31 protein-coding genes are annotated in these 23,871 nt (G+C 58.1%); 14 read left to right on the forward strand and 17 right to left on the reverse strand.

The genetic code is table 11. The annotated features are described in order from the left end of the window. Positions 1 to 17: 17 nt before the first annotated feature. Positions 18 to 539, reverse strand: a complete 522-nt coding sequence (locus ACYQ14_RS19485) for a DUF2267 domain-containing protein (protein WP_459890614.1) — start codon at positions 537 to 539, stop codon at positions 18 to 20. A gap of 28 nt (positions 540 to 567) precedes the next feature. Continuing rightward, complete coding sequence (locus ACYQ14_RS19490; RefSeq protein ID WP_459890616.1) at positions 568 to 963, reverse strand: ABC transporter permease; 396 nt, start codon at positions 961 to 963, stop codon at positions 568 to 570. Positions 964 to 1,105: 142 nt separating this feature from the next. Between ACYQ14_RS19490 and ACYQ14_RS19495 the strand changes: the two genes are divergently transcribed. After that, positions 1,106 to 2,323: a CBS domain-containing protein gene (locus tag ACYQ14_RS19495; protein ID WP_459890618.1), complete on the forward strand. Its 1,218-nt coding sequence runs from the start codon at positions 1,106 to 1,108 to the stop codon at positions 2,321 to 2,323. A gap of 164 nt (positions 2,324 to 2,487) precedes the next feature. On the opposite strand, the gene ACYQ14_RS19500 is transcribed toward ACYQ14_RS19495, so the two are convergent. Next, complete coding sequence (locus ACYQ14_RS19500) at positions 2,488 to 2,661, reverse strand: hypothetical protein (protein ID WP_459890620.1); 174 nt, start codon at positions 2,659 to 2,661, stop codon at positions 2,488 to 2,490. A 46-nt stretch (positions 2,662 to 2,707) separates the two neighbouring features. Between ACYQ14_RS19500 and ACYQ14_RS19505 the strand changes: the two genes are divergently transcribed. Both ACYQ14_RS19505 and ACYQ14_RS19510 read left to right on the forward strand, forming a co-directional pair. Beyond that, entirely contained in the window at positions 2,708 to 2,980 is a 273-nt protein-coding gene (locus ACYQ14_RS19505; protein WP_459890622.1) for a hypothetical protein, read from the forward strand. Positions 2,981 to 3,079: 99 nt separating this feature from the next. Continuing rightward, entirely contained in the window at positions 3,080 to 3,502 is a 423-nt protein-coding gene (locus ACYQ14_RS19510; RefSeq protein ID WP_459890624.1) for a CBS domain-containing protein, read from the forward strand. Between the two features lie 273 nt (positions 3,503 to 3,775). Here the strand turns inward: ACYQ14_RS19510 and ACYQ14_RS19515 are convergent, their stop codons facing one another. Next, positions 3,776 to 4,198, reverse strand: coding sequence for a universal stress protein (locus ACYQ14_RS19515; RefSeq protein ID WP_459890626.1), 423 nt, complete (start codon positions 4,196 to 4,198; stop codon positions 3,776 to 3,778). A gap of 171 nt (positions 4,199 to 4,369) precedes the next feature. Here ACYQ14_RS19515 and ACYQ14_RS19520 point away from each other — a divergent pair, with 171 nt between their 5' ends. After that, on the forward strand, positions 4,370 to 4,618 hold the full coding sequence (locus ACYQ14_RS19520) for a DUF8015 family protein (RefSeq protein ID WP_459890628.1): 249 nt from the start codon (positions 4,370 to 4,372) through the stop codon (positions 4,616 to 4,618). 307 nt (positions 4,619 to 4,925) lie between these two features. On the opposite strand, the gene ACYQ14_RS19525 is transcribed toward ACYQ14_RS19520, so the two are convergent. Beyond that, positions 4,926 to 5,201, reverse strand: a complete 276-nt coding sequence (locus ACYQ14_RS19525; RefSeq protein ID WP_459890630.1) for a hypothetical protein — start codon at positions 5,199 to 5,201, stop codon at positions 4,926 to 4,928. Positions 5,202 to 5,252: 51 nt separating this feature from the next. Then, complete coding sequence (locus tag ACYQ14_RS19530) at positions 5,253 to 6,098, reverse strand: universal stress protein (RefSeq protein WP_459890632.1); 846 nt, start codon at positions 6,096 to 6,098, stop codon at positions 5,253 to 5,255. Between the two features lie 133 nt (positions 6,099 to 6,231). Between ACYQ14_RS19530 and ACYQ14_RS19535 the strand changes: the two genes are divergently transcribed. After that, a complete protein-coding gene (locus tag ACYQ14_RS19535) occupies positions 6,232 to 7,785 on the forward strand; it encodes an ABC1 kinase family protein (RefSeq protein ID WP_459890634.1) in 1,554 nt (517 codons plus the stop codon). A 407-nt stretch (positions 7,786 to 8,192) separates the two neighbouring features. Here the strand turns inward: ACYQ14_RS19535 and ACYQ14_RS19540 are convergent, their stop codons facing one another. Then, positions 8,193 to 9,065 carry a universal stress protein gene (locus tag ACYQ14_RS19540; protein ID WP_459890636.1) on the reverse strand — a complete coding sequence of 291 codons (873 nt, stop codon included), beginning with the start codon at positions 9,063 to 9,065 and terminating at the stop codon, positions 8,193 to 8,195. Positions 9,066 to 9,430: 365 nt separating this feature from the next. On the opposite strand from ACYQ14_RS19540, the gene ACYQ14_RS19545 reads away from it, so the two are divergent. Beyond that, positions 9,431 to 9,577 carry a hypothetical protein gene (locus tag ACYQ14_RS19545; RefSeq protein ID WP_459890638.1) on the forward strand — a complete coding sequence of 49 codons (147 nt, stop codon included), beginning with the start codon at positions 9,431 to 9,433 and terminating at the stop codon, positions 9,575 to 9,577. 61 nt (positions 9,578 to 9,638) lie between these two features. Here the strand turns inward: ACYQ14_RS19545 and ACYQ14_RS19550 are convergent, their stop codons facing one another. Further along, entirely contained in the window at positions 9,639 to 9,839 is a 201-nt protein-coding gene (locus ACYQ14_RS19550; protein ID WP_459890640.1) for a hypothetical protein, read from the reverse strand. Between the two features lie 187 nt (positions 9,840 to 10,026). Here ACYQ14_RS19550 and ACYQ14_RS22115 point away from each other — a divergent pair, with 187 nt between their 5' ends. Further along, positions 10,027 to 10,338 carry a hypothetical protein gene (locus tag ACYQ14_RS22115; protein ID WP_488193337.1) on the forward strand — a complete coding sequence of 104 codons (312 nt, stop codon included), beginning with the start codon at positions 10,027 to 10,029 and terminating at the stop codon, positions 10,336 to 10,338. An 85-nt stretch (positions 10,339 to 10,423) separates the two neighbouring features. Here ACYQ14_RS22115 and ACYQ14_RS19555 read toward each other — a convergent pair whose 3' ends face one another. The 5 genes from ACYQ14_RS19555 to ACYQ14_RS19575 form a co-directional block, all read right to left on the reverse strand. Continuing rightward, positions 10,424 to 11,458, reverse strand: coding sequence for an NAD(P)/FAD-dependent oxidoreductase (locus ACYQ14_RS19555; RefSeq protein WP_459890642.1), 1,035 nt, complete (start codon positions 11,456 to 11,458; stop codon positions 10,424 to 10,426). Further along, the gene (gene trxA / locus ACYQ14_RS19560; protein WP_459890644.1) at positions 11,455 to 11,814 is read right to left on the reverse strand and encodes a thioredoxin; all 360 of its coding nucleotides are present in this window, start codon (positions 11,812 to 11,814) and stop codon (positions 11,455 to 11,457) included. The genes ACYQ14_RS19555 and trxA overlap by 4 nt, the downstream gene beginning before the upstream one ends. A 466-nt stretch (positions 11,815 to 12,280) precedes the next feature. Then, positions 12,281 to 14,131, reverse strand: coding sequence for a cation:proton antiporter domain-containing protein (locus tag ACYQ14_RS19565; RefSeq protein ID WP_459890737.1), 1,851 nt, complete (start codon positions 14,129 to 14,131; stop codon positions 12,281 to 12,283). A 73-nt stretch (positions 14,132 to 14,204) separates the two neighbouring features. Beyond that, on the reverse strand, positions 14,205 to 15,236 hold the full coding sequence (locus tag ACYQ14_RS19570; protein WP_459890646.1) for a sulfite exporter TauE/SafE family protein: 1,032 nt from the start codon (positions 15,234 to 15,236) through the stop codon (positions 14,205 to 14,207). 3 nt (positions 15,237 to 15,239) lie between these two features. Continuing rightward, the gene (locus ACYQ14_RS19575; RefSeq protein ID WP_459890648.1) at positions 15,240 to 15,386 is read right to left on the reverse strand and encodes a DUF7512 family protein; all 147 of its coding nucleotides are present in this window, start codon (positions 15,384 to 15,386) and stop codon (positions 15,240 to 15,242) included. 429 nt (positions 15,387 to 15,815) lie between these two features. Here ACYQ14_RS19575 and ACYQ14_RS19580 point away from each other — a divergent pair, with 429 nt between their 5' ends. Together ACYQ14_RS19580 and ACYQ14_RS19585 are read left to right on the forward strand one after the other, a co-directional pair. Further along, positions 15,816 to 16,649, forward strand: coding sequence for a universal stress protein (locus ACYQ14_RS19580; protein WP_459890650.1), 834 nt, complete (start codon positions 15,816 to 15,818; stop codon positions 16,647 to 16,649). Positions 16,650 to 16,740: 91 nt separating this feature from the next. Continuing rightward, positions 16,741 to 17,109 carry an SHOCT domain-containing protein gene (locus tag ACYQ14_RS19585; protein ID WP_459890652.1) on the forward strand — a complete coding sequence of 123 codons (369 nt, stop codon included), beginning with the start codon at positions 16,741 to 16,743 and terminating at the stop codon, positions 17,107 to 17,109. 13 nt (positions 17,110 to 17,122) lie between these two features. On the opposite strand, the gene ACYQ14_RS19590 is transcribed toward ACYQ14_RS19585, so the two are convergent. Beyond that, a complete protein-coding gene (locus ACYQ14_RS19590; protein ID WP_459890654.1) occupies positions 17,123 to 17,380 on the reverse strand; it encodes a DsrE family protein in 258 nt (85 codons plus the stop codon). Between the two features lie 250 nt (positions 17,381 to 17,630). Continuing rightward, complete coding sequence (locus tag ACYQ14_RS19595; RefSeq protein WP_459890656.1) at positions 17,631 to 18,131, reverse strand: hypothetical protein; 501 nt, start codon at positions 18,129 to 18,131, stop codon at positions 17,631 to 17,633. A gap of 600 nt (positions 18,132 to 18,731) precedes the next feature. Here ACYQ14_RS19595 and ACYQ14_RS19600 point away from each other — a divergent pair. Together ACYQ14_RS19600 and ACYQ14_RS19605 are read left to right on the forward strand one after the other, a co-directional pair. Continuing rightward, positions 18,732 to 19,007: an AbrB/MazE/SpoVT family DNA-binding domain-containing protein gene (locus ACYQ14_RS19600; protein ID WP_283838981.1), complete on the forward strand. Its 276-nt coding sequence runs from the start codon at positions 18,732 to 18,734 to the stop codon at positions 19,005 to 19,007. After that, positions 19,004 to 19,390 carry a PIN domain-containing protein gene (locus ACYQ14_RS19605; RefSeq protein ID WP_283838982.1) on the forward strand — a complete coding sequence of 129 codons (387 nt, stop codon included), beginning with the start codon at positions 19,004 to 19,006 and terminating at the stop codon, positions 19,388 to 19,390. Before ACYQ14_RS19600 ends, ACYQ14_RS19605 begins: the two co-directional genes overlap by 4 nt. 303 nt (positions 19,391 to 19,693) lie before the next feature. Here the strand turns inward: ACYQ14_RS19605 and ACYQ14_RS19610 are convergent, their stop codons facing one another. Together ACYQ14_RS19610 and ACYQ14_RS19615 are read right to left on the reverse strand one after the other, a co-directional pair. Continuing rightward, a complete protein-coding gene (locus ACYQ14_RS19610; protein WP_459890658.1) occupies positions 19,694 to 20,116 on the reverse strand; it encodes a hypothetical protein in 423 nt (140 codons plus the stop codon). A 536-nt stretch (positions 20,117 to 20,652) separates the two neighbouring features. Further along, positions 20,653 to 20,859 (reverse strand): hypothetical protein, encoded by a 207-nt coding sequence (locus tag ACYQ14_RS19615; protein WP_459890660.1) that lies wholly within the window; start codon positions 20,857 to 20,859, stop codon positions 20,653 to 20,655. A gap of 1,109 nt (positions 20,860 to 21,968) precedes the next feature. Here ACYQ14_RS19615 and ACYQ14_RS19620 point away from each other — a divergent pair. The 3 genes from ACYQ14_RS19620 to ACYQ14_RS19630 all read left to right on the forward strand — a co-directional run bounded on the left by ACYQ14_RS19620 (position 21,969) and on the right by ACYQ14_RS19630 (position 23,489). After that, positions 21,969 to 22,379 carry a hypothetical protein gene (locus tag ACYQ14_RS19620; protein WP_459890662.1) on the forward strand — a complete coding sequence of 137 codons (411 nt, stop codon included), beginning with the start codon at positions 21,969 to 21,971 and terminating at the stop codon, positions 22,377 to 22,379. A 362-nt stretch (positions 22,380 to 22,741) separates the two neighbouring features. Further along, the gene (locus ACYQ14_RS19625) at positions 22,742 to 23,155 is read left to right on the forward strand and encodes a MarR family transcriptional regulator (RefSeq protein ID WP_459890664.1); all 414 of its coding nucleotides are present in this window, start codon (positions 22,742 to 22,744) and stop codon (positions 23,153 to 23,155) included. Beyond that, a complete protein-coding gene (locus ACYQ14_RS19630) occupies positions 23,148 to 23,489 on the forward strand; it encodes a type II toxin-antitoxin system PemK/MazF family toxin (RefSeq protein ID WP_459890665.1) in 342 nt (113 codons plus the stop codon). Before ACYQ14_RS19625 ends, ACYQ14_RS19630 begins: the two co-directional genes overlap by 8 nt. Positions 23,490 to 23,871: the final 382 nt, after the last annotated feature.

Consider the following 23,871-nt stretch of genomic DNA (forward strand, 5'->3'; position numbering starts at 1 on the left):
ATCCGTGCTCGTGGGGATCACTCTTCGGTCTCGTCGACCGGTTCGACGCCGCTCGATCCGGAATCGGGGCCGGCTTCGGACTCGTGTTGTGGCCCACCGCCGGTCTGGGCTTCCTGGGCGTCGCCCCAGCCGCCGCTATCGACCACCGCGAACAGTTCGCCCCAGTTCCCGTCGTCCGCGCTCTCGGGTAATTGATCTCGAAGCTGTTGGAAATCCGACGGTGGCACCTGCGACGCCACGAAGTCGACGATGACCCGGGCGTGGTAAGCGGCCTCCGAGCGATCGGTCCGATCACCCTCGCGATCGTTGACCCGCGAGACGAACTCCTGCCAGTCGAACCGCTGGCCGTGGTCCTGGACCGCGCCGGTCAGGTACCACTTGATTTCCATCGGAAGCGACGCCGCGAGGTCCGCGGCCGCGCCCTCAGGAATCCGTTCGCCGACCGTCATGAGTATAGCCCGGATCGTCCGGACCGTCCGGCCAGTGTCCGGGAGCTCGAGTCGATGCTGTATCTCGCCGGTGAACTCGTCGAAGTTCATCGCACTCGTACGACCTTGAGCAGGATCATCAAGCTTGCCGCAGCTGGACGAAGAGGACAGCCAGAATTGTCAGGTTGGCCAGAGTCCCCATCGAAGCGACCGTCCAATCGAGAGTGGTGAGGACGAGTGAAAACACTGTTATTGCGACCAATAGAGGCCGCCAGTATCGCCAGTCGGACACCAATCCGACGGCCGAGATAATGAACCCAATGCCCGCCACGGCAGTCAGTACGGCAAAGATCCGAATTCCCGTATCACCCACGTCAATGGCACCACCGAGCAGTGTCGTCTTGTAGGGAAGGTCGGCCATCTGGATCACTTCGAAGTATGCCCCGATTCCGAGGAAATGAATGAGTCCGTGGATTGCGAGTGCGAATGCTGCCAGATGTAGACGATATCTCGCCAGAACGTCCTGTGAGCGCATATATCCTCGTCTTACGATCGAACGTAAATACCTGAAACGTGGGAACGACCACCGGGTATTTGACATTGGCTGTCAAACTCTCTCGTACGACTGATCTCCTGTTGCTGTACAGTCAGACAACCGATCCATACACGTAATCACCATGAATATCGACACCATCGTTTCGGAGGAGTTCGTTGAGTACACGCCCGACACAACCGTCTCGAAACTCGTCGGGACGTTCGCAGATTCCGGCGTGAGAGGCGTCGTCGTTCGCGGCGACGAGTTCGAGGGCGTCGTCACCCGGCGGCAACTGGCTACGTCGCACCGCCAACCGAACGAGAAACTCGGCTCGCTGGTCTGGCACGTTCCCCAGCTGGCGCCCGACGAAGACGTTCGGAAAGTCGCACAGTTGATGATTGACAGCGATTCACAGGTATTGCCAGTCTTCGAGGACGGCGAGTTGTGTGGTGTCGTCACTGTCGACAGCATCCTCGAGGCGGTGAAACCGAACCTCGACGCGGCGATGGTTTCGGAGGCCGCCTCGACTGACCTGCTCTCGCTGACCCCCGAATCGGGTCTCGGCGAGGCACTGAATACGTTCCGGGAGCACCGAATTACGCACCTCCCTATCGTCGAGGATGGGACGGCGGTTGGCATCCTGAGCCTCTACGACGTCACCGACCTGACGGTCCGGGCCGAGGTTCAGAGTCAGGGCGGCGACGCCGGCGGGGTGGACCCCTTCGGCGGTGAAATTTCCTCGAGCACGGCCCGCGCGCGTCGCGGCGGATTCGGCGCACGGGAAGGCGAACGCGAACGCATGCTCGATCTCCCGGTTCGAGACGTCATGACGTCGCCAGTTCGGACCGTTGAACCGTCCGAAACGCTCGAAACGACCGTCGAGAAGATGTTCGATATCGACGCTTCGTCGCTCGTCGTGACCGACGACGGTTCGCCCCACGGGATCGTGACGAAAACCGACGTCCTCGATTCGCTCACCTGGGAGGCCGGCGGCAATCGCGGCGTGCAACTTTACGGGGCCAGCTTAATCGATGACCTCTCGTACGACGATATCGTCGAGATGATCGAGAAGTTCGACGATCGTGATCACGGCATGAACATCCTCGACGCGAAGATCCACTTGCAGGAGCACGACGAAACGCGGCGCGGCCAGTCGTTACTGCTCGCTCGCGTTCGCCTGTATACTGATCGTGGACTGTTCATCGCTTCCGGAGAGGGATACGGAGCCAAGCACGCGATCAACGACGCTCGAAACGTACTCGAGCGTCAGATTCGGGAGGCAAAGACTGACGGACGCACGAAGAAACCGCCGGGAAAGGAGTTCTGGGAGAAACGCTTCGGCTGGCTCCTGGAGGAGTAGGTGACACCCGGCTCTACAGGACTGGGCTCTACTCGCTTTCGATGACAGTGACGTCGAACGTGTCGTTCCAATGGTAGGCGCCGGCCGCCCCAGACGAACGTCGGATGCACGATGCCGGCAAGACCGAACAGGGGTGCGAGGACGAGTGAGGGAACCGCGAATAGTCACGTCCGCCGGTCGACTCCAAGCGCGTGGTAGCGGTCGCGTGCGAGGTACGTGACGACTCCGGCGACCAGCAGCAGTGCGACGATGCCGACCGTTGCGGTGGCCAAAAAGAGACCGAGGATCGCGAGCGTTTTACGGGATTCAAATCGGTAAAAGATCGACGCGAACCGCATGATACGTTCGTAGGTGATGCGGAGGTTTCCAGGAACACGAACAGGATTGACGAGTTCGCGTGACGACGGCTTCGTCGGTGTACTCAGCAAGCAAGGCGTCGTCCGAGACCGTCCGGCGCAGATCGGCGATATAGCCCTCGCAGTCGATCTCGCGTCGATCGAAGGCGACATCGCCGTCCCAGATCACCCAATTCGTCCGACCGACGACGAGCGAGGCGATGACGATACAGAGCGGCTCGAGCAGTTTGACCGGGTAGTCCTCGCTGTAGAAGACCGGAAATCGCCGTCACCGTCCCGTGCTTCTCGCCGTGTCGTTTGATCATGCCCAACCAGTCGTCGTCGCGTTCGACATCGTCGCCGGTCAGCACGATACGATCCCCAGTATTATACGCACGAGAGTGGGACGGGGACACGAACCATGCCAATAGAGAACCTCGCGCGTAGCGATGTCGTAACAGCAACCACTGACACTGCAGTACAAGAACTCGCAACGGCGATGGCCGACGAGAACGTCGGCAGCATCGTCATCTGTAAGGACAGCAAGCCAGTCGGGATCGTCACCGATCGCGATCTCACACTCCAGGTAATCGGGGATGGCGAACATCCCGACGGTATCACCGCCGAGGACGTGATGTCGACAGACCTGTGTACAGTCGACCATGATGACGGTTTCTACCGGGCAACAGAACTGATGAGCGAGCACGCTGTCCGGCGGTTGCCGATCGTCGGCAGCGACGGCCAGCTGTCCGGCATCATCACGGTCGACGACCTCAACGAACTGCTCGCCAACGAACACCAGCAACTCGCGGAAGTCGTGCAGGCACAGCGGCCACCGTACTGATCGTTTTCGTTCTCAAGCAGCCGAAGCGTCACTGACGAGTGTCCAATACCCCGATGGACCTCCCTCCCGAAGATCGGTCTTCACTCGAGATAGTTTCCGAAAGTTCTCTCGGTAAACGAATTCGAAACATTGCAACTCTCGGCGACACCAATGCCGAGTAAGCGAAGTACATTCGCAACAACGGTTCCCGGATCGCGAGACTTATACATTTGCCCACATTTATATTGTAAGTTGTTTGCCCCGACGGTAGCGAGCGCGACTGCACGTTTCGCGTTACCTAACGACCGTTACTGGAACCGGCGCGCGTCGGACGACCTGTTCCGCCACGCTTCCGAGCAACACGCGAGACGCGCCGGTACGACCGTGTGATCCCACGACGATCCAGTCGACGTCGTTCCCCTCCGCAAATTGGACGATAGCTCGCGACGGTGAGCCCAGGAGAACTTCGGTCGCGATGGTGGTGTCGTGTTCGTCTGCAATTGTCGAGACGAACTCGAACACCGACTCGACGGCCATGTCCTCGGCAGTGATGGGAAACGAAGCATCGGAATCGTTCGCATTGTCGCTCCAGTCGGTCACGATCGACGGCTCCACGACGTGAAGTACGGTGAGATCTATAGCGGAATACGTTGTCACCGCATGTTCTAGCGCTTCCCGCGCGGGATCGCTATCGTCGAACGGAACGAGGACGTGCATACATGTTGTTGGCAGGTCGAGTCCATATATATTCCCTAAACGACTTCCTCTTAGTCGAACTTCGCAGTCTTGGGTGTGGCGCCCCGTTCGGGAGCATCGAATTCCTCGTTGACGAGAATCGGCGGAAGGATTCTATGTGTCAGGTGCATATCTTGGTGTGAAGGGAGTCCCATGCTTGACTACTACGACAAGATCATCGTCGGTATCGCCGGAAGCCTGTTAGGCGGGTTCCTCCTAAGCATCGCGACCGCCCTCGGGTTCCAGACCGGACTGTTCGTTGGGACGGCCGTCGCGACGCTGTTCGTCTACGATGCAATATTTCGTAACCCACCGGTTCCGGCGTCCGATCCGCGGGTCGCAGCGACAGCCATCGTCTGGCACGCGTTGCTCGCCGTTCTCGCGGTCGCCGCCTTTTTCTGACCGCATGCGTCGCACTCGAGGCCGCCGTGCCGGGTCGAGTAACATGTTGATGACTGCATTATTCTGCGGCGCGTTGTGGCGAGTCGAATCGCTATGTCGATACCGACCAGATGGAACTTTTATGATATATTTGGACTGTTTCAGCGTGTTCGCGCTCCCTAATACGAGCTTGCCTATACAGCGTAGGAGTCTTTCCAAAAGTTTACGGAGAATCAAGGAGAATGCCTCGCGCTTCAGGGCGGGGAAATACCATCGGAAATGAAATATTGTCGGCGGTAGCTGGGACGAACAGAGATGAAATAGGTAGTTACTGGATACTGTTTCGAACGCGTGGTCGCTCTGCAGACCCGCTCTCGATCGTTCGGGCGGTCATCACCGGCACAGCCGCGTTCGGAACGGCTCGCTGGGAAACATTTCCGACGACGAACCGCACCAAGTTCGATTCACTCTCAGTCCCCATCATGAGCAGATTGAGGACGGATGGGTGTTGACCTGCGTTGCCTTCCCGGAAGCCGATTTTGACCTCGAGGTCGCACATCCCGACGACGAGTGAGACGGCTGTCGTCCCGACTTCCCGGCGCAACCGCAGACGGATTGCAGCTATGCCGATACCGACTTCCAGCGGTCCGTATGACTACCCACAGAGCAGAATCGGTCGGTCAGCCTGGCCCAACACTCGCGCGGTCGTTCCTCCGGGTAACTGGCCTGACGGCGTTGCGTGTCCGCGAGTGCCCATGGCGATCAGGTCGGCGTCAGCGTTGCTCGCGTGTGAGCGTATCGCAGTCCCCGGAACGCCCCGCATGACGGTCATCGTGACCGAGAGGTCACGCTCGGAGGCGTCGGCGCGGATCGATTCGACGACGTCGTGACCGCCCTCTCTGGCCAGTTCCGCGATCGGCTGGGACGGGTCAGCGAGTGCGGGGTTCGTCTCGTCGATCACGTGAAGGACGTCGACCGCACTCCCGACGCGATCGGCGAGTTCGAGCGCGTGATCAGCCGCCCGGGACCCGATCTCGCTCCCGTCGGTCGCGATGAGGACACGTCGCGGCCCGTCATCGGGGAGGGACGCGTCCGGCGGCACGGCGAGAACCGGCGTCTCCGCCGTGGTGAACACGCGCTGGATCGTACTTCCCAGCCCTGTATCTGCCGTCGAGCCGCGGGTCCCCAGCACGATTAGATCGGCTCCACGTCGTGCGAGCGCGACGATTTCCTGATACGGCACGCCCTCGCGGACGTCACGGTCGACGGTGAGGCCAGAGTCGGTAACTGACCCGACGACCGACGACAGCGTCTCACGACCGCGCTGTCTGGCGGCCGTTCGAGCCGACGCGTCTTTGGCCGCGAGGTCGTACTCGATCGGTTCGACGACGAACACAGCCCGGATGGTCGCCCCGGTCGCTCGTGAGAGCGACACGGCACACGCGAACGCGTCGTTCGAGGCGAGACTACCGTCGACGGGGACGAGGATCGTACGGTACATAGCGACAGCTACGACCACGGCCGACATGAATCCGCAGTCCCGAAGCAGGTAAACCAGTCAGCTATTAGTAGCATCTCGGTCAACGATCGGTTATGGATCACCATCGGATCGCTGGCCCCGGTGTTCGTCGACGATGAGATTCTACTCTCGGTACGTGCAGGTTCTCGTTCGACTCCTTCCGGTCGCGATCGCGCTTCTCAGAGACCAGCGCCGATTCCTGCTGTTCGGTCCCCCACGCTCCGTCGACGAGACCGTACATCGGGAGCGCGCCGAGAAATTGACCCAGACGATGCTCGATCTCGGGCCGGCGTTCATCAAGGTCGGGCAGGTTCTCTCGACGCGCCCCGATATTGTCCCACCGCTCTACGTCGAGGTCCTCTCGAGCCTGCAAGACGAGGTCCCCGAGGACACCGGCGGCGACCCGTTCGACATCGTCGAAGCGGAACTGGACGACGTCATCGATCTCGAGGCGGTGACGCCGCTGGCCGGCGGCTCACTCGCGTACGTCTACACCGCCGAGTACGAGGACGAACGCATCGCGCTGAAGGTCCGTCGTCCGGACCTTGTCTCGATGATCGAGCGGGATCTCCGCGTTATCCGCCGACTGATCCCGCTCGTCGCCGTGTTCGCGGACGAACGTCAGCGATATTCGCTCGAGAACATCGCGAACGACTTCGAGGAGATTATCCGCGACGAACTGGATTTTGAGCGCGAAGCGGCGGTGATGGAGGAGATCGGCAACAACCTCGCCGACAACGACCGGGTGGTCGTCCCGGACACATATCCGGAACTGTGTTCCGAGCGGATCGTCGCAATGGAGTACGTCGAAGGGACGAAAATCACGAACGAGGACATCTTCGACGATACGGGACTCGGCGCAACCGAGATGGCGACGCTGATCACGCGAACGTACCTGCGGATGGGGCTCATTGATGGCGTCTTTCACGCCGACCCGCATCCGGGTAATCTCGCGGTCACAGACGCGGGACGGCTCGTCATCTACGACTACGGCATGAGTCAGCGGCTCACCGAGCAGGAACAGGCCGACATCACCGCCCTGTACCGGACGCTCGTCCGACGGGACGTCGACGGCCTGGTAAACGCCCTCATCGCGCTCGAGGTTCTCGAGCCGACGGTCGATCGGGTGGCGGTTCGTCGCGTCCTCGAGCTGGTGATCGAGACGCTCGAGGGGCGTTCGGAAATTACCTGGCGTGCGATCATCACCGAACTGTTTGCGATGCTTCACGACTTCCCGTTCCGGATTCCGCCGAACGTGATGTTGCTCGTCAGGGTCAGCACCGTCGGCGAGGGTGTCTGTCGGAGCCTCGATCCGGAGTTCGACTTTCTGGCTGCGACGCGGTCGTTTCTCGTCGATCACGGCTTCATCGAAAGCGAACTCGAGGTGTTGTTCGAGGACCTCCGAGACGACGTTCGGCGGTCCGCGCCAGTCGTGACAGGACTGCCGGCACGGATCGATACCGTGTTCGGTCAGCTCGAGCGCGGCGAGCTCGTCGTTAGGACCGACCCCGTTGAACCCACCACGGGCGATTCGGGGCTGGGTTATGCCGTGCTCTCGAGTGCCTTCGTCCTCGCGGCGACGCTGTTGTCGTTTCAGGACGTGCTGTACGCAACAATCGCGTTCGCGGTTGCCGTCGGCTGCTTCCTGTGTTACGTTCGAGCCCGATAGATTCAGCACGATCGAACGGCGGCGACGGACTACTCAACTCTACACGTGTCACATGTTTCTGCTCCTGTATTGCCGTTCGTCACGATCAGACGGAACCGCTAGATCTCCCAGAAATCGGGAGAACCCTGCAGCATTTTCCTACCGAACGCCATAGCTACCTACAACACTATGACTGCGTGTTAGCTACCTACAACACTATGACTGCGTGTTCGATCGTCGACGAAGACGGCATCGTTCAGTCGGCATGTATTTTTGATGGGGTCTTCACCGTCCTCGAACGGCGAACGGCCGACGCCGTACGATCTGAACACTGCTGAGTGATTCGAGGAGCCCCGACGGGAGCAATTCGAACAGCGATCGAAGATCGAAATCGGAGACCGCCACCGAGCTCGATTTTTGCCATCACATCACGACAACAGCCGCTTGAGCCGCGATGGAACGGGATCGTACCGCTTTGACAGTATGACCGTTCCGGAAGCGTGTCGTCCGACTGCCTCGGAGATGGTCCCGAGGAGCCGTCGCTGCACGATCCCGCCTCTCGAGACCCCAAGGACGGTGATATCGTGGGTAGCCGTCCGGTCGGTGATCGTCCCTGCGACGTTATCGCTTTTGACGAGTTCTCGACTGATCGATTGGGCGCTGTCGAACGTCCCTGCCGTCTCGCCGAGGAGTGCTTCCGCTTCTGGTCGCGACATCTCAGGATCGTCCGATTCGAGGACGTACAACAGGGTGACAGACGCGTCGTGACGGCGAGCGATCGCGGCGGCAGTTTCGGCGCTAAAGCTGTCATGTGGCCCGCCGGCGACCGGCACGAGAGCGGAGTTGACGTCGTCGGTCGGCGTCTTGATCCGCTTGACGAGGACGTCACACGTGGCGTTTCGCAGGACGGTATCGAGGTGGCTCCCCAGTACAACGTCACCTCGTGGCGGACGGCCGCGCCAGCCAAGCAGGACCGTATCGGCCTCGTAGGCGTCGACGGCGCCGACGATTCCGGTGGCAATGCCGCGAGCGATTCGGATCCGCGTGTCGACGGGAACGCCGTGGCATTCGACGCGCTCGGCGGCGTCTGCGAGCAACTGTTCGTTCTCGTCTTTGAGGAGGTATTGGTGCCCATCCTTGAGGGACAACTGCGACGGAACGCTGAGGACGTACAAAAGCACGATTTCGTACGACTGATCGATCGCAAGATCGATCGCTATGTCTAACTGCCGCTCTGCTGTCTCCGTATTCGCGATCGGTACCAGTATTGTCCCCTCCGTCTTTGCTGTCTCGTCGATCATTGGTAGTGAGTACCGTTGTTGCTACAGGACGTAAAAGAATCACAGGCGTATCTGGTGTGTAGTCACCACGTAATTCGATCGTCCGGATGCTGCTCCCGTCGATGTTCTTCGTTATGGATCGATGGGTGATTCCCGTGACCGAGGAGGTAGTGCCAACTGCTTTACCCGAAATCCACATCAGTATCCTTGAAGGCCCTCACGTGTGCGACACCATCCAGATACCGACTGACGGCAGTGCTTTGACGAAGACAGCGGTTCACGACGGCCTCGAGTTGACAGCTCAAAACGACGCGAACGTCCACGGTTTGTAGGTGGCCGAACCGGTTCCACTCGACAGGTTCGACGTTGGCGCCGAACCAGCTAGTTTGGACTGGGACGTCGTCGAGGAGCCACGTGCGGAAGGGAAACAGACTCTCGAATCCCTCGCAGACGCAGCCACGGAGTTCGAGGCCGAGCTCATCGAAGCGATTCAACACAGGAAACCCGCCGAAACGATTCGTGATGGTCTGTGAGATTCCCGCTCTGTATCCAGCCCGAATTTACCTCATCCTGACAGATGTACCAGCGGTACATTCACAGATCTACTTTGGACGCACTTTGGACCGTCGTCGACCCAACGTCGTATTCGTCGGTAAACTCCTCATTAGATACCGTTCCGACGGTGGAGTTGACGGAGACGTCCATAGACTGTCGTCCACCGCCGAGGCGGATCGTTGGCTCCTGTTCGTCATACGGCTTCTCGTAGTGGGTATCCCCAATCGCGAATGCGCTCATATGGTCACAACATTCGAGCCAGAGTTCTCGAAGGGACGTGTCGAGGCGTGAAAGCGTCGGTCTCTGTCTCGACCAGTAGATGAAGCTAGTAGTGTGACGTGAACGACGGTTTCGTTGTTAACGTGGTGGGTCCACCCGTCGAAAGACGAACGCAACGAATTCCTGTGCAACCGAACACGACGAGCCACTGGCGTCGTTCCCGGTCTCGTACGGATACGATTCCAAAGTCGAGACCTTTTACTTCCGACTCTCGTTCCTGCTCGCGATCGGAAAGAAGGATATCGTCGACAACCCCGTCTCGTTCGTCGCGTACGGCGAGACAGACGCGGGATGGCGAAGCATCATCGCGACTGGCATTCTCGAGGAGTTTACTGACCTGCCCTACGAGTCGGGCACGGTCCAGGGAATATGGACCGTAGACATTCCGATGGTCGGCGTCTTCGATCGGCCCCGCGACGAGATCGCGTTTATCATTTCCGACTCGTTCCCGACTCGCTAACCGGTTGAAAGAGCGTTCCTGAGTGACAGCTGTGCGTCCCCCGGTTTCGAATGCCCTATGGATACAGGGATCTCGACGTCCCAGGTTAGTCGTCGGCTGTCGCTTCGGCGGCCGCCGGAGCCTCGCGGACTGCCTGCCGTTCGAACCACTCCTCGGCGTCGAGAGCGGCCATGCTCCCGGTGCCGGCTGACGTGACCGCCTGCCGGTAGTCGGGATCCATCACGTCGCCCGCGGCGAAGACGCCCTCGACGGTCGTCTCGGTGGTCATCCCCTCTCGGGTTTTGAGGTGGCCGCTATCATCCAGATCGATCGGCGTGTCCTCGAGGAAGTCGGTGTTGGGAACGTGTCCAACGGCGTAGAAGACGCCGCTGACATCGACCTCTTCGCGCTCGACCTTGGTGCCAGCTTCGAGTTTCTCCTTCGGGTGACCGTCGGGGTGGCTCACCAGGGTCGCGCCGGTGACACCTTCCTCTCGCGAGCCGTGGATCTCGACGAGTTCGGTGTTCCAGCGGAACGCGATCGCGTCGTGGTCGCGAGCCCGGTCGGCCATGACCTCGGAGGCGCGCAGTTCGTCGCGGCGGTGGACCATCGTGACGCTGTCGGCGAACTTCGTGAGGAACAGTGCTTCCTCCATTGCCGAGTCACCGCCCCCGATTACGAGTACGTCGTCGCCGCGGTGGAAGGCGCCGTCGCAGGTCGCACACGTCGAGGCGCCATAGCCCATCAGTTCGTCCTCGCCCTCGGCTCCGACCCACCGAGCGCTGGCACCGGTCGCGACGATCAGCGCACGCGTCCGAAGCAGATCCCCGTTCGAGAGAACGAGTTCGAACGGCCGGTCGTCGAGCGTCGCGTCTTCGACGGTGTCGTGGACGAACTCGGCGCCGAACCGTTCGGCTTGTTCTTTTCCTCGTTGAATTAGCTCCATGCCGCCAATTCCCTCCGGGAACCCGAGAAAGTTCTCGACGTCGGTCGTCAACGTCAGCTGGCCGCCCGGTTCGGGTCCCTCGAGCACGAGTGGCTCGAGGTCAGCTCGCGCGGCGTAAACCGCGGCTGAGAGTCCGGCAACCCCCGATCCGACGATCACTATTTCATGGACGTGCTGATCTGTGATCTCGTTCATTCGGTGTATTTGTCGATCAACTCACGGAGTCGGTCAGCCGGCAGTGCACCGGTGTGCTGTTCGACTTGCTCGCCGTCCGCGAACAGTGCGAGGGTTGGGACACCCCGGACGCCGTAGGAACCTGCAAGCTGCTGGTGCTGGTCGACGTCGACCTTCGCGATCACGCCATCTGTCTCGCTCGCTAGGTTCTCGAGGACGGGCTCGAGCATCTGGCACGGGCCACACCACGTCGCGAAGAAGTCGACAAGTACGACGTCGTGTTCGTCGACGATTTCGTCGAGGTGCGCCGCGCTTTCTACGTGAAGCGGTTCGTCGATCGGATTATCGGCTGATCCAGTGTACGCGTCAGTTGTCATCACTCCTTCGTAGGGTCCGACTGTGTTTAAAGGTTTTGTGTGTACTGCACAAGATGGACAATTCAACTATCACCTGTCGGAGGTCGATCCTGAGGAAATGGCTCCGATGATCGATAGCGAACCGTTGTGTGGTCGCCGGCGTTCGTCGACTACTAACGCTCGCGGTTGCGTTTGCGCATTTACGCGAGTATCCCGCGAATGGCCTGGTCAACCCCGAGGACGTCTTGCTCACTGGCGCGGCGTCGAGTAAACCGTCGACTCAGCTGCAAGGATTGAACGGAACAGTATCGAGAGGCTCCCTAAGAGGCGATAGTTGTGTATCCCATAGACAATACATCCCATTGCACAACACTATTGGGGCGGCTGACGAGGACGGTGAGCGCACCACTTGAACCACTGAACGTCAGTTCCGGCGCAACCGCGATTTGGGCAACGGTTGCGCGCGAAACCAGTACAGCAGCCCATCTCAGTCGTGGGGGTGGAACCGCTTGACGGCACGATCGACGGCGTCGACCTGGCCGAGGAACGTCACGCGGTCGCCATCCCGGAGTTCGTGATCGCCCGTCGGGACTTCCGTCGCACCGTCTCGGTGGGTGAGCAATCCGACGATGACCCCGTCGGGGATCTCCGCGTTGAGGTCGGCGATCGTCTTCCCGACGAGGTCCGTGGCCGTCACTTCGATTTCCTGGACGTCGCCGGTGCGGCCGAGTTCGTTCATCCACGCCGACAGCGACGGCCGCTCGAGGACGTTCTCGAGCGACCACGCGGTCGCCATCGAGAGGTCGATCGCGTGGACGCCGAGCGATTCGAAGGCGTCGACGTTGTCGGGCTGGTTGACCCGGGAGGCGACGCTTTCGACATCGAAGGTCGTCTTCGCGAGTTGGCAGACGAGCAGGTTGACGTCGTCGTCGGGCGTGGTTGCAATGACCGTCTTCGTATTGTCCGTGCCCGCGTCCTCGAGAACGTCGGCGTCGGTACCGTCGCCCTCGAGCGCGGAAAGGCCGCGTTTGCGGGCCTTTTCGACCGCGTTGGGGTTCTGATCGATCAGCAATATGTTTTCTCCGTCCTGTTCGAGCCGTTCCGCGAGCGAGAGGCCGACTCGACCTCCGCCAACGATTATCGTGCGCATTGGTGATACCTCAAGGTAGTCCGCGATCTGTCGTGCGAGGCCGGCCTGGAGGACGACCGTCGAGAAGATGATGAGAAAGACGGTTCCGGCGAGCAGTTGGGCCTCCTGTGGCCGGCCGAGTGCCTGCAACTCGACGGCGAACAGCGTCGCGACGCTCGCAGGGATAATCCCGCGCGGGCCGACGACGCTCAAGAAGAGCCGTTCGTTGTGCGTAAACCGCGCGTCGGTCGTCGAGAGATAGATGACGGCTGGGCGAAGCACCAGCGTGACCGCGCCGACGATGGCGAGACCCGCCAGCCCGAGCGCGCGGATGTCCGCGAAGTCAATCAACGCTGCCAGCGCGACGAAGATAAACGAGAGGACGACGACCGAGAGATCGTCGAGGAAGTCGATCACGTCCTCGTGGTAGGGCAGATCCACGTTGCCGAGGGCGAACCCGGCCATCGCGGCAGCGGCGATGCCGGTCTCGCTGGCGATCGTTTCAGCACCGGCGTAGGCGACGACGATTCCGGCGAGAACGATCAGCCGGGCGTGTAGCGGCGCCGCACACGGACGGGACCGTCCGCGCTCGAGGAGGAGCCAAACGATTGCCGCTACGAGCGCGCCGACAGCGAGTCCGACGGCTAACCGCATCGCAAAGTCGCTGACGAGCGCGGCCGGCGTCCCATCCCCGGCGACGAGGACTTCGAAGACAACGATGACCAGAATCGCCGCGGTAACGTCGTTGATCACGCCTTCGCCTTCGAGGACGGCGGCGACGTGGTCCCGTACGGTGACGACCTGCAGAATGGGCCCGATCACGGTCGGACCGGTCGCGATCAATAGCGCGCCGACCAGTAGGCCGACTTCGAGACTCGTCTCGAGGAAAACGACGACGGCGGCGGCCGTTCCGAGCCAGGTGAGTGCCGCGCCGACGGTGACCAGCCGGGTCAGTGCCATCGGACTTTCCTGGAGTTTGTCGAGCTGAAGGTGGTACCCGCCCTCGAAGAGGATAATCGCGACGCTAACACCGATCATCGCCGAGAGGCCGCCGCCGAACGCCTCCCGTGAAACGAGCCCGAGCACCTCGGGTCCGACCGTAATCCCCGCGACGATCAGAAAGAGAACGCTCGGAATCCGCAGGCGATCCGCGAGAACGCGGGAGGTGACACCGAGGACGAGCACGAGCGCGACGGTCGCGACGAGCATCATGGCCGAATACGGGGGCGTTCAGGCGGGAAAGTTGGGTCTTCAAATCTGTACAGACGATCCATGGTGCTCATCAGTTACGACCGTCGGCGGCTGGCTGTGCGCCCGCGTCATCCGCACCGGCCGATTGAACGACCTTATAGAGGATCATCGACGCGACGAAAAACGATGAGCCAACGAGCAGGAGGACGCTCACCAGATCGAGTGCGCCCGTTCCGAGCCAGTTCGCGAGTTCCGAGAGCGCAATTCCGCCACTGGCCAAGACCATCATGAGGCCGAAGTAGACGATGACGTCGTCCTCGTCGACCATCGTCGTCGCGGCCGAGCCGATTCGCGCGCCGAGAGCACTGCCGACCAGCAACAGAGAGACGACCGTCAGGTCGACGCTGCCGGACATACCATAAGTAAACGTTCCGAACGCGCCCGAGAACAGCCCGGCGAAGAGACTGGTCCCGACAGCTGCGGTCAACGGCGTCCCGATCAGGTAGTAGATCGCGGGCATGCGAATGAAGCCGCCGCCGACGCCGATCAACCCGGAGACGAGACCGACGCTCCCGCCGGCACCCCCGATCGTCCACACCGACGCCCGGCCGCCGGAGGTAAGCGAGATCATCGGCGGAATGGTGTACGACTGAATCTTCTGGCCGATCGCCGGGATTTCATCGTCACTGACACTGTCTTCGTCGCCGTCGTCGTCCTCATTCTCGAGGTTGGCGGCTCGGCGAAGGAACAGCACGCCGATCCCCGCCAGCAGGACGACGTAGGCGACGCCCGTGACGAGGTCTGCGATTCCGAGCGCTTCTAAGCCGAACACAAGCCGGCTGCCGAGTTCGATCCCGATCGAGAGGACGACGAACAGGATCGCGCCGAGCTTGTAGTCGACTTGCCCGATGTCGTAGTGTTTGAGGACGGCGATCACGGAGGTTCCGAAGTAAAACGCCAGTCCGCTCCCGATTGCGACCGAGGCGGGATAGTCGAGGAGCAACAGCGTCGGCGTGATCAGGAACGAGCCGCCCATCCCGAAGAAGCCGAACAAAACTCCGACCATGAAGCCGAAGCTCACGAACAGCACCAGCAGGGTCAGACTGAGTCCCAGTATCTCCATCGATTAGGCGTTCGTGATCGTTTCGATCAGTGGCGTTGCGACTCGCTCGAGGGCACCGTAACCGACGTAGAGAGCGATGGCCTGAACGAGGATGACGCCCACGAGGAGCGTCGCCTGTACCGATGGGGGGAACGCTGCAGACTCGATCATGCGTTCCGACCTCCGTTCACGATTGATAGTGTGCGGCTCATGGATTTCTATTCATTACTCTATACCCGGAGAGTGTGTATAATGCTTTTGGGATCATAGAACAATATTACTACAGGATATGCCACACCTATCCAACGAGAATATCTGAATAAGTTATCGAGATATAACGTCCCAATCTCATCCCGGTGCGCGCTGAGACGGCGCGTCGCCCGCGTCATATATGGAAGATACTGCAGTTTTGGATGCGCTCACGTCTGTGGTCGATCGCGGGAGCGATCTGTGAGCGAGCGCTCGCGGGTAGTGCTACCGTTCCTGGAAAACACATCGTGGTAAATGAAGTTACCGTTCACAATCCTCAACTGGCCGTCCGAATCAATTTGAATATTGGAGAACCCAAACAATATTATGGCGTGGGAACCTACGGGGTGTATGAAAGCGGTACTCGCCACAGACCTCTCGGCCGCCAGCGAGGCGACCATCGAGAACGAGACCTGCCTCGAGTGTCTCGGTCGAATCGGCGTCGACGAGATGCATCTGGTGACGGTAATTCCGTCGAACGTCCACGCGGGCATGCCCGGCATCGATTTCGAGAACCGACGCCGAAAGGCGATCGCGAACTACGAACGCGTCATCGAACGCGCCGGCTTCGACGTCGACGTTCACGTCGTCCGTGGAACGCCACACCGTCGGATTCGGGGCATCGCCGAAACGATCGGTGCAAGCCTCACGGTCGTCGGCTCGCGCGGGAAGAGCCCGCTCGAGAACCGCGTTATCGGCTCGACGGCGCGTAACCTCGCGCGAACGACCGAGACGCCGCTGCTCGTCAACCGAATCGAGCGCGAGGCCGAGGAGCCATCAGTCCTCAGACAGCACCTCTTCCAGCGGTTACTGTACGCGACGGACTTTTCCGAAAACGCCGAGCGCGCGTTCGAGGCGTTCTCGTACCTGCGTCACGCAACCCAGGAGGCGACACTCGTCCACGTCGAGACGCCGAAGGATCCGGGGCTCGCAGAGGACAACCCCGAAACGCGGCTGGCAGAGCTGGCCGACCAACTCGAGGGATGGGGCATCGACACCCGAATCGAGGTTCGACAGGGTGATCCGGCCGACGAAATCCTCGCCGTGGAAGATACCGTCGATCCGACGACGATCCTCGTCGGATCGCGCGGTCACAGTCGGTTGCGCAGGCTGTTACTCGGCAGCGTTTCCGAGGAGCTGGTCGCTCGAGCGAACGGCAACGTGATGCTCGTGCCGCCGGCCTGAGTGCAAAACTCGCCCCTTGAACGTTTTGGCTATTGTGAACGACTCGAAATAGCACTTGGATTTTAACCCCGTGGCAGTCACAGTGCAAGCTATGGCCGATAATTCCGATTTCCTCCGCATCGTAGTGCTCGTCGTCGCGACCGTCGTACTCGTACCTCTATTGCTGATGGTCTTCGCCTGGCCGATGATGGGCATGTGGGGTGGTGGACACATGTGGAACGACGGTGCACAGACCGGACCCGCCGGAACGTGGATGTGGCTGCTCGCCTGGCTTCCCCTCCTTCTGATACTCCTCGTCGGAGGATCTCTGCTATATAGAGCCGTCGTCAGCCCCCGGGAAACTGAAGAAGACCCAGCGCTCGAGGAACTTCGCATCGCTTACGCGCGCGGCAACCTCTCCGACGAGGAGTTCGAGCAACGCCGGAAGCGTCTGGAACAGGACGAATACCGGGAACAATAGCGTTCGACGCCGACTAGCCGATCGTCAGCACGCGATCCGATGACGTCACGACCTCGAGCAGATCGCTCATCGTCGACATTGGGCAGTACTCGCTCTCCTCGCTGTTGCGAAGCTCCAGACACGTTCCACACGCCTGTAGGTCGCCCCCGGCGTCGACGAACCCCTCTATGCGGTCGCGAACGTCGAACTCGTCGTCGGTAATTTCCTCGGCCTCAACGCCCTCCCCGAAAAGAAACACCGAAACCTCGTGGCTCTCGGCGTGATCGAACAAACTGGGACGACCGAGAACTCGAAACCGTTCCGATTGAACACGGACAGTGATCTCGCGAAAACGCTCGCAAGTTCCCACGCCGATATTCTCGAGCACACGATGGCTGTACTCTCCACGACGAAAGATTCGGTCGACAGCGTGCTCACATCCGCTGTCTGTGAGTCAACTGAGGGTAAGGAGGAATACGAATAGCGTAGCACTCGAGTAAAGCATCCGATTTACGAACACCGCAGTACGCATGGAAGCCGGCTCACTCGAGGGCCATGCCACGCAGTCGAGACAGTGGTCCTTCGGGGAACACCTGAAAGAACACGGCCCGTCCCAACGCGAGGGCACCGAGCACCCCGCCGAACAACGGCGGCCAGACCGACGGGGAAACACCGCCGACGTTCGCCAGATAGTGGACGTACAGGGTTGCGCCGACCCAAAACAGGACGTACGCGGCGAGGGATCCGAGTGCGACCGAGGCGAGGACTCGAGTCGCAGCCGTGTCACCGGGCCGAATCCGATCGCCGGTATCGAGGACTGCCGACCCGAGTCGGATGCCGTGTGCCAGCGCACCGACCAGCACGGACAGCGCGAGAAGTCCGGGAATGAGTATCGCGACCGGGAGCCAGATCAGTCCGAGGGCCGAATCGAAAAGAATCGCGGATTCGGTGACGACCCCGGCCGCCAACAGGACTGTAAGGACGGCGAGGACGGGTTCGGCTACTCGTCTTGTGGCCGGCCTCTCGCGGTGAGCGGTATCCATGACGTGTGACTTAGTTACTGTTTTTGGGGATAATGAATGTACTGTCGATTGGGGGTTGGGGGGTGTCTCGAGGAAGTCAATGTGGTCGCCGTCATCGCTCGAGTGTTTTGGTGTGTTAGGTTGGAGAAGGTACACATATCACACCAACCGCGAGCGAACACAGTGAGCGAGCGGGCCGAGGAATCCCTTGAAGCCGCGCCAACGGCGCGGCTGAGGGGGTGACGACGTGCTTTTCATCGAAGCTAAGCGGGAGCGAAACTCCCGCGAGGTCGTCGGCGCAGGGCGCCGACTGCAAGCGATTCCGAAGGAATCGCCCAGTCCAAAAGAGCGCGGCGCGCTCTTTTGAGGATTTTGCCGAGTGCGGTCGCTTTGTGACCGCACGCAGAGCAAAAGGTTGGCAGGTGTAGTGAACGGATGGGTCACCGGTTTCGGCGTGAAACAAACGGAGTCGTCGTGTTGCACTAATCCTATAGATATCTACACTCGGGACACTCCCCGGTGTGAGTGGGTACGAGTATGATACCAGTACAGGACAGACTATGGAACAGTCATCCGATATTTGGGATAAAACCTTTATTCATGCCATACAAACTGATACCTATGTCAGTGGAAACGGATTCGCACGGGCGGGTGTACCTGTCCTCAGAACTGAGGCAGAAGTATGGCGAGAGGTTTCACGTGGTTGAATACGAGGATCGCCTCGAACTCATCCCTATCGACGAAAACCCTCTTCAGGCGATTCGTGAAGCTTCCGGTGACGCATTTGAGGGTGAGGCGATAGAAGAGCTCCGTGAAGAAGCGAAAGAGCAGGCCAAAAAAGATGCTGAAGCGGGATTCGATCGAGGGAAACGCGCGGTGGAGGATAGCGAGGAATGACTGCGTACGTCGAGACAGACTATCTCCTCGCCCTTGCCAAAGACACTGACTGGCTAAAAGATCGAGCAGAGGAAGAGTTAGAAGAGCACGACGTCGTCACCTCCACGTATTCATATTTAGAGCTTCTGCTCATCAGCGAGCGCCACGAGTTCGACTACATCAAGCTGTTCTCGAATATGCTTGAGATCGTCCCCGTTGAGACCGATGAAGAACGCCAGATCGTACTCAAGGCTGTGAATTATTTCGAGGACGGAATGACCGCGTTCGATTCCTTCCATGCTGCTACTGCCGAAAATCGCGGCCATCCCATTTTGAGCTCTGACAAAGCATACGAAGATGTCGATCCCGAGCGTCTTCCGTTGGAGCCGACCGAGAACGCGTAACCCACAATATCTCAACCGCGGTCGGGAATCCTCGTCCTCGAAAACGCTTCGCGTTTTCGGGTGCAACGAGACGCTTTGCGTCTCGTCATGCCGCTGAAGCGTGAGGAGGATGTCAACGATCGAAACGGATTACGGACTCCGGTGCGATCGCTTGTACAACTCGAAGACGATATCGAGCTTCATCGCAGCCCGGTGTGACGACGAACCCCAGTCTACTCTCGGAGTATCCAACGTTAATTATGTGAGCATTTTGAACTTCCATTGCAGTACTGACGGAGACCGTCCCAATTATGAACAGTCGTCTCACTCGAGAGCCGGGCCACACAGCCGGGACAGCGGGCCTTCGGGGAACACCCGAAAGAACGCGGCCCGTCCCAACGCGAGGACACCCAGCACACCGCCGAACAGCGGCGGCCAGTCGAGCGAGCGAATCCCGCCGACGGATGCCAGGGAGTGGACGTACACGGTTGCGCCGACCCACCACAGGACGAACGCGGCAAGCGATCCGAGGACGGCCGAGGCGAGGACTCGAGTCGCAGCCGTGTCACCGGGACGGATCCGATCGCAGGCACCGAGAACTGCCGAGCCGAGTCGGATACCGTGTGCCAGCGCACCGACCAGCACGGACAGCGCGAGAAGTCCGGGAACGAGTATCGCGACCGGGAGCCAGATCAGTTCGAGGGCCGAATCAAAAAGAATCGGGGATTCGGTGACGACCCCGGCCACCAACAGGACTGCGAGGGGGCGAGAAGGGGTTCGGCTATTCGTCTTTTAGCCGGCCTCTCGAGGTGAGCGGTACCCATGACGTGTGCCTTAGCTAATGTTTTTGGGAATAATGAATGTACTGGCGATTGGGGTTGGGGGGTGTCTCGAGGGAGAGAGTGTCATATAACGGGTCTCATACCTATACCATGTGGGAACCCAGATTCGACAAGTACAGGGCAAGCAGGTACTGAAGCGGATATCGATCTATCCAAAATATGTCAAAACCACCTACTGAATATAGTGGATATATGCAGCCCTAGTAGTTGGCTTGTGTGGACAAACATACCTCGAGAGTTTGACAAACTATCGAACTCCCTCAATTTCCTGGGAGAATCCTGTAGTTGAGGTACTACTTTGAGGGAATTCCAGTTACAACCCCTGTGAAATTCATTACAACGGGATGATTGGGCTCTACCCTATATTTCTAAAACTCTTAACCTGGCGCTATATAGTGATTCACCAAAGCCGTTGGTTCCAAAACTGGAAGTCGGTATTCCTTATGCCGTCTTTGCAATCTCGTCGGCCATGAATGCAACGTTCATAAAGAGTACGTATGCGATTGCCAATGGAATTAGGAACGCACCGATAATTCCCAGCGGGAAGAAAATGACCGTCAAGATCATGTTGATAATCGATCCGACAATGCCGATCGCGATTGCGGACAGTGCGAAGCGTTTGAAGTGCTCGTTTATGATATCGTTCATAGATAGTATTTGTCTTATTCTTCTCCTATCAGGTTAGTCAGTAGTGTTTCATCGGACCCCATATGAATCGTGGATCTCGCCCCACTCTCCGTAGGTATTTTCAGCAGATACCCACCAAGGCTATTGTTTCAACCTATGATATTGACTAATAATGATTCATCCTTTAACTAAAAAATATCAGGTTTAAAATAGCTTTCGAATCGAAATAGTCGTCGTTCTAATTTATAGCTCTGGTGAATTACTGAACGGCCTCAACTTAATGCTGTATGGCGCTTCATCAAAATTTTAATACAATATCGGCAGTTCTGACGTCATTGATTGGTCATTGAAGACTTACGCTGTGCATTCAGCACGGTTCTGACAGTGTCACTGATAGATGATGTAAATACCAACGGTAGATTCGCACACCTACTTATCGACTAATTCACCGTAGAAGTGGATGTAATCATCATCGTGGGAAGACTTCTACGACACCCTCTCGAGGGAGTTAACGAGTTACGGAGATGGGCGGGAAGGCACTCGTTGCAGTCGTACTCGAGGACTCACGGGCAGTACGGCAGGCTTCGACCACCTTGATGGTACGATGGAGTTTGAGTGGGGAGACTCGAGGTATCTCGTGTAGATTGCTGTGTTGGAAAAAGGAAGTGTCGGAACACGTGGAACCGTGATTGGGTGGGGGTGTGATTAACATCACCCAATCAAAATACACCGCACCGCTCCGCGCCAGCGGAGCAGAAACGACCCTACCCGCCCCGCAGGGGGCGCGAAAATTTGATTTCGACGATTCCATTCCGTTGTCAGGGTAGTTGTTCCATCAAAATTATTAAACTCAAGTGCGCTTGGTAGCTATGATGACAGTTCAAACTACATTACTGTTTGTGTCTATTTTATTTCTAATTGTGTTTCAAGCGATTAGAAGTGCACAATCCTGTGAATTGAGGCGTATTACTTTGCGATATAGCAACGAAACCCGTGTTTCCCGACGATTAGGACGTTTCTCAATGTTATATGTCTTAGCAATATCGATATTGACATTCATGCATATTTCAATAGTATACACATTCCTTTATCTCCATTTTCTTGTTGATAACACAGGACATACCTCTGCGATGACCCCTCCTGAACTTGCGCTATTATTCTCTCTTCTCATCACAATACTCACGCTATTTGGTCTGCCAGTTTTAGCAGTTACAGAGGTGGATAAAATGGAAAAATATTCACAATCAACTAGCTATTCTCTCAGAGAACGTGTCTCATCAGAACTTACAGATAAAACATCATTTGGTAAGCATTTTAGACTGTGTATTGTGATAATTGCTTCACCAATTCTACCTTCAATTATAGCTTCTCTAGTGGTGATAGCGTTAGGAATTCAGAATCCTACGGTGATAGTCATCTGCACCACTTTAATTGTCATGCCAATTGTCGTCTTTTTATTTTGGCTTATTGACGGGTACTTAGTTACCCTACGGAATGAGATATTAGAGGATCTGCCAAAGGCAAAACAACTTTTCTCCTAATTCCGCGTTTACTCTGGAGGTGACACGCTGACAAAATCCGTTCCGCATATCTGCACACGAAGGAGGACTGATCGTGTGCATAACTGGAATCCACTATACAACTACCTATAGAGTAGCTTTGCTCCATCTTTCACATGGAGTAAGACTAGATCATTGCGAGATAACGCGAGATATAGAGTCCGTGTTCACTAGCAGGTAACTGCGTCCTGAGTAGATAGCCGGAACAAAGATTCATTCAAGTTATCAATAATATGAGTTCTTTATTTAGAAGGGTTCTGACACTGAAAAGGGTTGTTCGGTAAGTACACCTGCGAACTGACCGAAATACCTTTATGACACAGTCGACTACATTTGGGTACACTATGCCGGTGCTCCTCGAAGACCACGATCCCGAACTTACCCTTCGGCCAGGAACGACGAAGTCAGATATCGTGGCGTATCTATACCAGAATCCCGAGTGGGGATACTCCCCGCAGGACCTGAAGGAAGCCCTCGATATCCCTCGAGGGACCGCGACAACCACACTCAAACGCCTCTATGACGACGGCTACATCGGAAAAACCGACGACGGCTACTATCACGCGCTGAGCGACCGGGAAGACATTCGACGGTATGTCTCTAGCCTCGATCAAGTACACCGATTGTTCGGTCACCACCGTGATTCGGACGCGACACCCGAAGAACCCGAGAAACAAATCGGAGAGGGCCGTTCTGATGAGGAACTCGATGCAGAACTCGCAGAACTGGAAGACGGTCTAGAAGAGGTAGATGAGTAAACTATCTGCAGGAGATGTTTGCTGGGCACAAGACCCAACAGATGCCCATCCCCAGAGACCGATTGTCGTCTTATCTCACGATACGCACCCGTTCAGTGCCACTGATTGTACCGTGATGTGTATCGGGACAAGCGCCGGAAAATATCAGCAAACCACTCCTGAACTCAAAGACGAACACCTCAACGGCATCTCCTTCAACAACACGTCGTACCTGATGCCATGGGCACTATACACGATCGCACCAGGGTCAATTATGAACGGAAAGACAAAAGGCGAACTTACAGAAGATGGACGCAGACTGGTGAAAAAGTCACTAATTTCTCTCATCCCGTAACTGGTAGACAATGGAAGCCGGCACAGTCTAGTTGGATCTGCCTGAGAACTGAGCAAGTCGTAGTGAGGTGAGTCAAGCACTGAGTGGTACTTGCACCACCAATATTGAACACGAGTTTTACGTCCCACTCTGAATACGGAAACCGTATTCCCAACTACTGTTATTCGGGGTTTTCAACTGGCTCGAGTGCGCTTGCATCGAGTTCCTCGTTAGAAAGGCATCCCCGTCGTCAGTAATTCGATAAAGGCCTTGAGCAACTCGATCGCTCCGCTTCCGCACTGTCCCCAAGGGGACAAAGCCGAAAAAATACACCGCCCCCGCCCCACCTCCGCACAGCGGATCTCCAGTTGAAGCACTTGAAACGAAGGTATAGCACCAATCA

The sequence above is a fragment of the Halostagnicola bangensis genome (genome assembly GCF_054653435.1).